Origin of the sequence: Streptomyces sp., assembly GCF_050698815.1 — a bacterium.
GTDB lineage: Bacteria > Actinomycetota > Actinomycetes > Streptomycetales > Streptomycetaceae > Streptomyces.
The window spans coordinates 1-7,059 of record NZ_JBOHCV010000478.1; the positions used below are offsets into that span (position 1 = coordinate 1).

A 7,059-nucleotide genomic window follows, 5' to 3' on the forward strand; every position below is an offset into this window, starting at 1 on the left:
GGGCCGCCTCGTACAGCACCACGCCGGCCGCCACCCCCGCGTTCAGCGATTCGGCGCCGCCCGGCATCGGAATCCGCACCCGGATGTCACAGGTCTCACCCACCAGTCGCGACAGCCCCTTGCCCTCGCTGCCCACCACGACCACCACCGGGCCGTCCAGCGCCTCCAGGTCGGAGAGTTCGACGTCGCCGTCCGCCGCCAGACCGACCACGATCATGCCGGCCTTCTGATAGGCCTCCAGTGCGCGCGTCAGGTTGGACGCGCGGGCGACGGGCGTACGGGCGGCCGTACCCGCCGACGACTTCCACGCACCCGCCGTCATCCCGGCCGCCCGTCGTTCGGGCACGACGACGCCGTGCCCGCCGAAGGCGGCGACGGAACGGACGACCGCCCCGAGGTTGCGCGGGTCGGTGATGCCGTCCAGCGCGACGATCAGCGGGTCCTCGCCCTCGTCGAAGGCGCTCGCCGACAGGTCGTCCGGGTGCGCGTACTCGTACGCCGGCACCTGAAGCACCAGGCCCTGGTGGTGCAGGCCCTTCGTCATCCGGTCCAGCTCGGGCTTGGGCGCCTCCATCAGATGGATGTCGCGGTTCTCCCCCGCGAGGCGCACGGCTTCCCGCACCCGGTCGTCGTTGTCGATGAACTGCTGCACGTACAGGGCGGTCGCCGGGACGTTCTCGCGGAGCGCCTCGACGACCGAGTTACGGCCGACGACCAGCTCCGCGGCGCTCTTGGCGCCGCCCTTGCGCTGCGGACGGCCCTGGGCGCGCCGGGTCTTCGCGTGTGCGGCGCGCTGCTTGGCGTGCCCCTTGCGCATCTCGGCGGGCGGGGTGGGGCCCTTGCCTTCCAGGGACCGCCGACGGTTGCCGCCGCTGCCGGTCTGGGCGCCCTTCTTGTTGGACGTGCGCCGGTTGGGGCGCTGGCTGTTCCCGGCCATCAGGGCACCTGCTTCTCTGCTTGGTCCGCCTGTCGGCGGGCGGTCACGTCGGGGTCTCCCACCGGCCGGAAGCCGAGGGGAGCGAGTGGAAGAGCTTCCCCCGGACACCGGCCGAGGGGACGTACTCCCGGCCCGGAGGGCCGGAGACTTGTTCCGGAGGGCCGGAGACTTGCGGTCCGGAGGCCGCGGGTCGCGGCCCGGGGGCACCGGGTTACGGGCCTCCCCCGGGCATTATCCCGGAGACCCGGGCCTACCGAAGAAGTGGATCACTGTCGGCTCGCACACACGTGCCGTCGCGCCTCTGTGTGCACAGATCCACGGCCGTTCACCGCTGGCCGCCGCCCAGTTCCCAGCGCGGGCCCGACGGGGTGTCCTCGACGAGGAGTCCGGCCTGCTTCAGCTCGTCGCGGATGGCGTCGGCCGTGGCGTAGTCCTTGCGGGCGCGCGCGGCCTGCCGCTGGTCGAGCACGAGGCGGACCAGCGCGTCGACGGCGTCGTGCAGTTCGCCGCCCCGTCCCGCCTCGCCCGCCGTCGACTGCCACTGGGGGTCGAGCGGGTCGAGGCCGAGGACGCCGAGCATCGCCCGTACGTCCGCGAGGGCCGTCGCCGCCGTCTCCTTGTCGTCCTCGCTCAGGGCGGCGTTGCCGTGCCGCACCGTCGTGTGCACGACGGCCAGCGCCTGCGGTACCGCGAAGTCGTCGTCCATCGCCTCGGCGAAGGCGGCGGGGACCTCGGCGGCGGGGCGGACGTCGCCGAGGGTCTCGCCCGCGCGCTGCAGGAAACCCTCGATCCGGCCGAAGGCCGCCTCGGCCTCGCGCAGCGACTCGTCGCTGTACTCGATCGTGGAGCGGTAGTGCGGAGTGCCCAGGTAGTAGCGCAGCACGATGGGGCGCCAGCGCTTGACCATCTCGCTCACCAGCACCGAGTTGCCGAGCGACTTGCTCATCTTCTCGCCGCTCAGGGTGACCCAGGCGTTGTGTGCCCAGTAGCGGGCGAAGTCGTCGCCGTACGCCTTGGCCTGGGCGATCTCGTTCTCGTGGTGGGGGAAGACCAGGTCGACGCCGCCGCCGTGGATGTCGAAGGCCGAGCCGAGGTACTTGTGCGCCATGGCCGAGCACTCCAGGTGCCAGCCGGGGCGGCCGGGGCCCCACGGCGTCTCCCAGCTCGGCTCGCCGGGTCTGGCGGCCTTCCACATCGCGAAGTCACGCGGGTCGCGCTTGCCGGTCTCGCCCTCGCCCTCGGGCTGCAGCAGATTGTCCAGCTCCTGGTTGGACAGCCGGAGGTAGCCGTCGTACGAGCGGACGTCGAAGTAGACGTTCCCCTCCGCCGCGTAGGCGTGGCCCCGGTCGATGAGCACGCGCATCATCTCGGTCATCTCGGGGATGTGGCCGGTGGCGCGCGGCTCGTAGGTGGCCGGCAGGCAGCCGAGGCCGTCGTAGGCGGCGTTGAACGCGCGCTCGTTCTCATAGCCGATCGACCACCAAGGGCGGCCCTGGTCGGCCGCCTTGGTGATGATCTTGTCGTCGATGTCCGTCACGTTGCGCACGAACGTGACCTCATAGCCCCGGTAGCCGAACCAGCGGCGCATGATGTCGAAGTTCAGACCGGACCTGACGTGCCCGATGTGCGGCGCGGCCTGCACGGTGGCACCGCACAGGTAGATCGAGACGTGGCCCGGTGTGAGCGGGGCGAAGTCGCGGATCTGCCGGGTGCTGGTGTCGTACAGGCGAAGAGTCACGCGACCAGGGTAGTAGGCCGGTGACACTGCCCGTACCGGCACGGCGGAACGGGCCGGCGGCGGGCAGCGGCGGGCCGGTGGCCCCTCAGAGCCGGCCGGCGACCTTGCGGGGGCTGACGCGCACGACGACCCGCTCCCCGTTCTGATCCGCGTGGGGATTGAACTCCGCGTACGTCTTCCCCACGTACTTCTGCGCGAGCTCGTCGATCAGCTCCTGCCCGCCCTCGGTGGTCATGGAGACGGTGCCACGGATCTCGGCGTAGGTGTACGGGGCGTCGGCCGGCTGCACCATGACCGTCACGCGCGGGTCGCGCTGGAGGTTGAGCGTCTTACGGCGGTCGAGGGTGGTGGAGATCAGCAGCTCGTCGCCGTCCCGCTTCACCCATACCGGCGACACCTGCGGGCTGCCGTCGGGCTGGATCGTGGCGATGCTGACGAAGACGGGGGTGTCGAGGACCTTCTTGAGGCTGTCGGACAGCTGGGCGGCCACGGCGGTTTCCTTCTCTCGCGGAGTGATCGACGGCCGCGGGGCCGCCTCGGACACATCCAACACCCCGTCGGCCTCAGGGATTCCGCACCGGCACCACCAGCGCCGTCGCGATGGCCGCCAGCCCCTCGCCCCGGCCGGTCAGGCCCAGCCCGTCCGTCGTCGTGCCGGAGACCGACACCGGCGCACCGGCCGCCGCCGACAGCGCACGCTGCGCCTCCGCCCGGCGCTTGCCGACCTTGGGCCGCACGCCGATGATCTGGATCGCCACATTGCCGATCGCGAAGCCCTCCGCCCGTACGATCCGGGCGGCCTCGGTCAGCAGCGCCACACCGGACGCGCCCGACCACTCGGGGCGGCCGGTGCCGAAGTGGGCGCCGAGATCGCCGACGCCGGCGGCGGAGAAGAGCGCGTCGCAGGCGGCGTGCGCGGCGACGTCACCGTCGGAGTGTCCGGCGAGCCCGTAGGTCTCGCCCTCCCACAGCAGGCCCGCGCACCACAGCTCGCGGCCCTCGGCGAAGGCGTGCACGTCGGTGCCGACGCCGACCAGCGGAAGCGGGAGCGGCGGCGGCTGAACCCCGTCGGTCCCAGCCGCATCAGAAGCCATCGGTGACCCGCCTCCTCGCCAGAACGGCCTCGGCCAGCACCAGGTCGAGGGGCCGCGTCACCTTGAACGCCTCCTCGTGCCCGGGTACGACCACGACCTCGATCCCCATGCGCTCCACCATGCCCGCGTCGTCGGTCGCGCCGTCACCCTCTCTGGCGACCCGCGCGTGCGCGGCGGCGAGGACCTCGTGTGCGAAGCCCTGCGGGGTCTGCACGGCCCGCAGCCGCGACCGTTCCGGCGTGCCCGTCACCGGCTCGGGCCCGCCGTCCGTACGCGGCTCGACCTCCTTGACGGTGTCCGGCACGGGCAGCGCGGGCACGACCGCGGGCGCACCGGCACGTACGGCCGCGGCCACGGCGTCCACGGTTTCCGCCGGGACCAGGGGGCGTGCGGCGTCATGCACCAGGACGGTGTCGACATCGCCGGGGAGTGCGGCGAGGCCGAGGCGGACGGAGTCCTGGCGGGTCTCACCGCCCGGGACGACCACGACATCGGGGAGGGTGTGCTCGTCGAGCAGGTGCCGGACCTCGTCGGCGCCGCCGGGCGGGGCGACCACGACCACGAGGGAGACGGCTCGTGCGCGCGCCATGGCCCGTACGGCGTGCACCAGTATCGGAGTACCGCTCAGCGCGCGCAGTGCCTTGGGCGTGCCGGGGCCGAGGCGAACACCGCGGCCGGCGGCGGGGATGACGGCGGCGGTGCGGTGTTCGTCGTGGGAGGCCTGCTGGGAGGCCCGATGGGGGGCCTCGGCAGGATCGGGGCGCGACTCGCCCGCGGATTGGTTTGACATCGGCTGCGCGTTCAGGTTTGTGTCCTCAGGCGGGTTGGGTATGGCCTCATCGTGCCGGGCGCGAAGCCTTGACCGGCCCTTCCGTGATACCGGTCGAGGCGTTGCCCGGGCCCGGCACACTCTCGAGCATGCAGCGAGCGAAGACGGCGTGCGGGCAGTAGGGAGACTACTGAACGCCGCCGGGGACTGTCGGCGGGCCGCAGAAACGCCGGCAGACATGCCGCAGCGCCCGGCGACGGACCACGTCACCCGGGCACTGCGGCACAGCTCTGCTCGTTTGATCAAGCGTGCTCGTTTGATCAAGCGCGCTCGATTGATCAAACGTGCTCGTCCACAGCCCTGCTCGACTGCGGTGCTGCTGACCGTCGCGACAGGCGCGGCGGAGGTGAGTCAGGACGCGAGGACTTCGTCGAGCAGAGCCTCGGCCTTGTCCTCGTTCGTGTTCTCAGCGAGAGCGAGCTCACTCACCAGGATCTGGCGGGCCTTGGCGAGCATCCTCTTCTCTCCGGCGGAGAGCCCACGCTCACGCTCACGGCGCCACAGGTCGCGGACGACTTCCGCCACCTTGATCACGTCGCCGGACGCGAGCTTCTCGAGATTTGCCTTGTAGCGCCTGGACCAGTTGGTCGGCTCTTCGGCGTACGGTGCGCGGAGCACCTCGAAGACCTTGTCCAGCCCGTCCGAACCGACCACGTCGCGCACGCCCACGAACTCCGCATTGTCCGCTGGCACACGAACCGTCAAGTCGCCCTGCGCAACCTTCAGAACCAAGTAGGTCTTGTCCACGCCTTTGATCTGCCGAGTTTCGATAGCCTCGATCAGCGCGGCCCCGTGATGGGGATAGACCACGGTGTCGCCAACCTTGAACGTCATGTGTCAGGTACCCCTTCCGTGACTATCCAGGGTAACACGGAATCGGGCGCTTCTGAATGGCGTTTTCGCAGGTCAGGCCGCATCTCGGGGCTTGACAAGCGCCCAGGTGACGTGCTGCGGCGGTCAGTTGTGAGCAGGTATTCGCAGGTCGGGGCACTTCTGTACGCGAAGTGAAACACGGCGGACACGGCCGAGGATGGCGTATTGGATGCCGCCGACTGCCCGATTTGTCCTGCTGTAAGTCGTCGCCCGTTCGGCCTCTCTTCATCCCTTCGCCGACTTTCCCAAGAATTGATCAGCAGTTCCGCTGATCAATTCACAACCCGTTCGCATTCTTTACCGGGAAACAGTGGCGGCTCATGTGCGGCGGGTCTCACCGCCGTACGCGCACCCACCCGCGCGGCGCGCGGCGGGAGGGTCGGGTGCGGGGCGGGACAAGGGTCTCGGTAACCTGAGCGCGCTACAGATCAACGTCACCCGACGTGCCCGCCCCCGGGCGGGAATCTCTGTCCGTACGCGACCGGCTCGTAGTTCGGCCGCCAGAGCTCGCCCAGGAGTTGCCGCCGCCGTGAGCAGCAGCCTTCGACGCGGCACCCTCGCCGCCACCGCCCTCGTGCTCTCCGTCGCCACACTGTCCGCCTGCGCCGCGGGGAACGACGCCCAGACGCTGCAGGTCAGGCCGGACAACGCCGCGACCTCGGTCGGCGACATCAAGATCCAGAACGTCAACGTGCTCACCGCCCCTTCCGGTTCGGGACCGGCCGCGGTGACGGCACGGATCTTCAACAACGGCTCCGAGGACGAGACGCTGAAGGCGATCACCGTCAAGGGCGCGAACGCGCGCGTGAAGCTCAGCCCGGCCAAGGGTGAGAAGGCGCTGACCGTGCCCGCCGGCGGCTCACTGGCGCTGGGCGGCAAGGGCAACGCCGCGGCCGTGCTGCGCGACGTCGGCTCCTCCTCCGTGCCGGACGGCAACGCGCAGCCGGTCACCTTCGACCTGAGCCGCACGGGCGCCGTGCGGCTGCGGGCGACCGTCGTGCCGGCGTCCGGGGAGTACGAGAAGTTCGGCCCGAGTGTGCGGCCGTCGCCGAGCGCGCCGTCCGGCTCGCCCTCCGGTTCCCCCACGGCGACCCCCACGGACGCATCCGGCTCCGCCTCGCCGGGCGCGTCCGAAGCACCGGAGAAGCAGGAACAGTCCGCGGGCGAGCACGCCGGGCACTGAGGCGACAGGCAGCCCAGCAGCACGCGGGATCACGTACACGTGCGGGCGGGCCCGACCCGGCCAACGGCTCGAACTTGTAGCCGAGCCCTCGCACCGTGACCAGATAGCGGGGCGCGCCGGGATCCGGTTCGATCTTGGCGCGGAGGCGCTTGACGTGTACGTCGAGGGTCTTCGTATCGCCGACGTAGTCCGCCCCCCAGACCCGGTCGATCAGCTGCATCCGGGTCAGCACCCGGCCGGCGTTGCGCAGCAGCATCTCCAGCAGGTCGAACTCCTTGAGCGGCAGATCGACCTTGCCGCCCGAGACGGTGACGACGTGCCGGTCGACGTCCATCCGGACCGGGCCCGCCTCCAGCGCGGCGATCGTCACCTCCTCCGGCTCGCCGTGGCGCCGCAGCACCGCCC

The 7,059-nt window shown here is 71.1% G+C and carries 7 protein-coding genes and 1 pseudogene; 1 reads left to right on the top strand and 7 read right to left on the bottom strand.

The window, feature by feature from the left end; all coding sequences use genetic code 11:
• From rlmB to ACRDP3_RS17280, 6 genes are all read right to left on the bottom strand, one after another.
• Nucleotides 1–937 (bottom strand): 23S rRNA (guanosine(2251)-2'-O)-methyltransferase RlmB (rlmB, locus tag ACRDP3_RS17255; RefSeq protein WP_431517847.1); only part of this gene is annotated, 937 nt, incomplete at its 3' end.
• A gap of 325 nt (nucleotides 938–1,262) precedes the next feature.
• On the bottom strand, nucleotides 1,263–2,675 hold the full coding sequence (cysS, locus tag ACRDP3_RS17260) for a cysteine--tRNA ligase (RefSeq protein WP_431517848.1): 1,413 nt from the start codon (nucleotides 2,673–2,675) through the stop codon (nucleotides 1,263–1,265).
• An 85-nt stretch (nucleotides 2,676–2,760) separates the two neighbouring features.
• Nucleotides 2,761–3,165, bottom strand: a complete 405-nt coding sequence (locus ACRDP3_RS17265) for a PPOX class F420-dependent oxidoreductase (RefSeq protein WP_431517849.1) — start codon at nucleotides 3,163–3,165, stop codon at nucleotides 2,761–2,763.
• Between the two features lie 73 nt (nucleotides 3,166–3,238).
• Entirely contained in the window at nucleotides 3,239–3,769 is a 531-nt protein-coding gene (gene ispF, locus ACRDP3_RS17270) for a 2-C-methyl-D-erythritol 2,4-cyclodiphosphate synthase (RefSeq protein ID WP_431517850.1), read from the bottom strand.
• On the bottom strand, nucleotides 3,759–4,559 hold the full coding sequence (gene ispD, locus ACRDP3_RS17275) for a 2-C-methyl-D-erythritol 4-phosphate cytidylyltransferase (protein WP_431517851.1): 801 nt from the start codon (nucleotides 4,557–4,559) through the stop codon (nucleotides 3,759–3,761). The genes ispF and ispD overlap by 11 nt, the downstream gene beginning before the upstream one ends.
• A gap of 390 nt (nucleotides 4,560–4,949) precedes the next feature.
• Nucleotides 4,950–5,432, bottom strand: coding sequence for a CarD family transcriptional regulator (locus ACRDP3_RS17280; RefSeq protein WP_045861969.1), 483 nt, complete (start codon nucleotides 5,430–5,432; stop codon nucleotides 4,950–4,952).
• 568 nt (nucleotides 5,433–6,000) lie between these two features.
• On the opposite strand from ACRDP3_RS17280, the gene ACRDP3_RS17285 reads away from it, so the two are divergent.
• Nucleotides 6,001–6,654 (top strand): DUF461 domain-containing protein, encoded by a 654-nt coding sequence (locus tag ACRDP3_RS17285; RefSeq protein ID WP_431517852.1) that lies wholly within the window; start codon nucleotides 6,001–6,003, stop codon nucleotides 6,652–6,654.
• A 64-nt stretch (nucleotides 6,655–6,718) separates the two neighbouring features.
• Here ACRDP3_RS17285 and ACRDP3_RS17290 read toward each other — a convergent pair.
• A pseudogene (locus ACRDP3_RS17290) lies at nucleotides 6,719–7,059 on the bottom strand (winged helix-turn-helix domain-containing protein); the annotation flags it as partial.

Excerpts from the sequence above, each read along its gene's own strand:
- ACRDP3_RS17280 (WP_045861969.1), bottom strand. The coding sequence starts at position 5,432 with ATGACGTTCAAGGTTGGCGACACCGTGGTCTATCCCCATCACGGGGCC.
- ispF (WP_431517850.1), bottom strand. The coding sequence starts at position 3,769 with ATGGCTTCTGATGCGGCTGGGACCGACGGGGTTCAGCCGCCGCCGCTC.
- ispD (WP_431517851.1), bottom strand. The coding sequence starts at position 4,559 with ATGTCAAACCAATCCGCGGGCGAGTCGCGCCCCGATCCTGCCGAGGCC.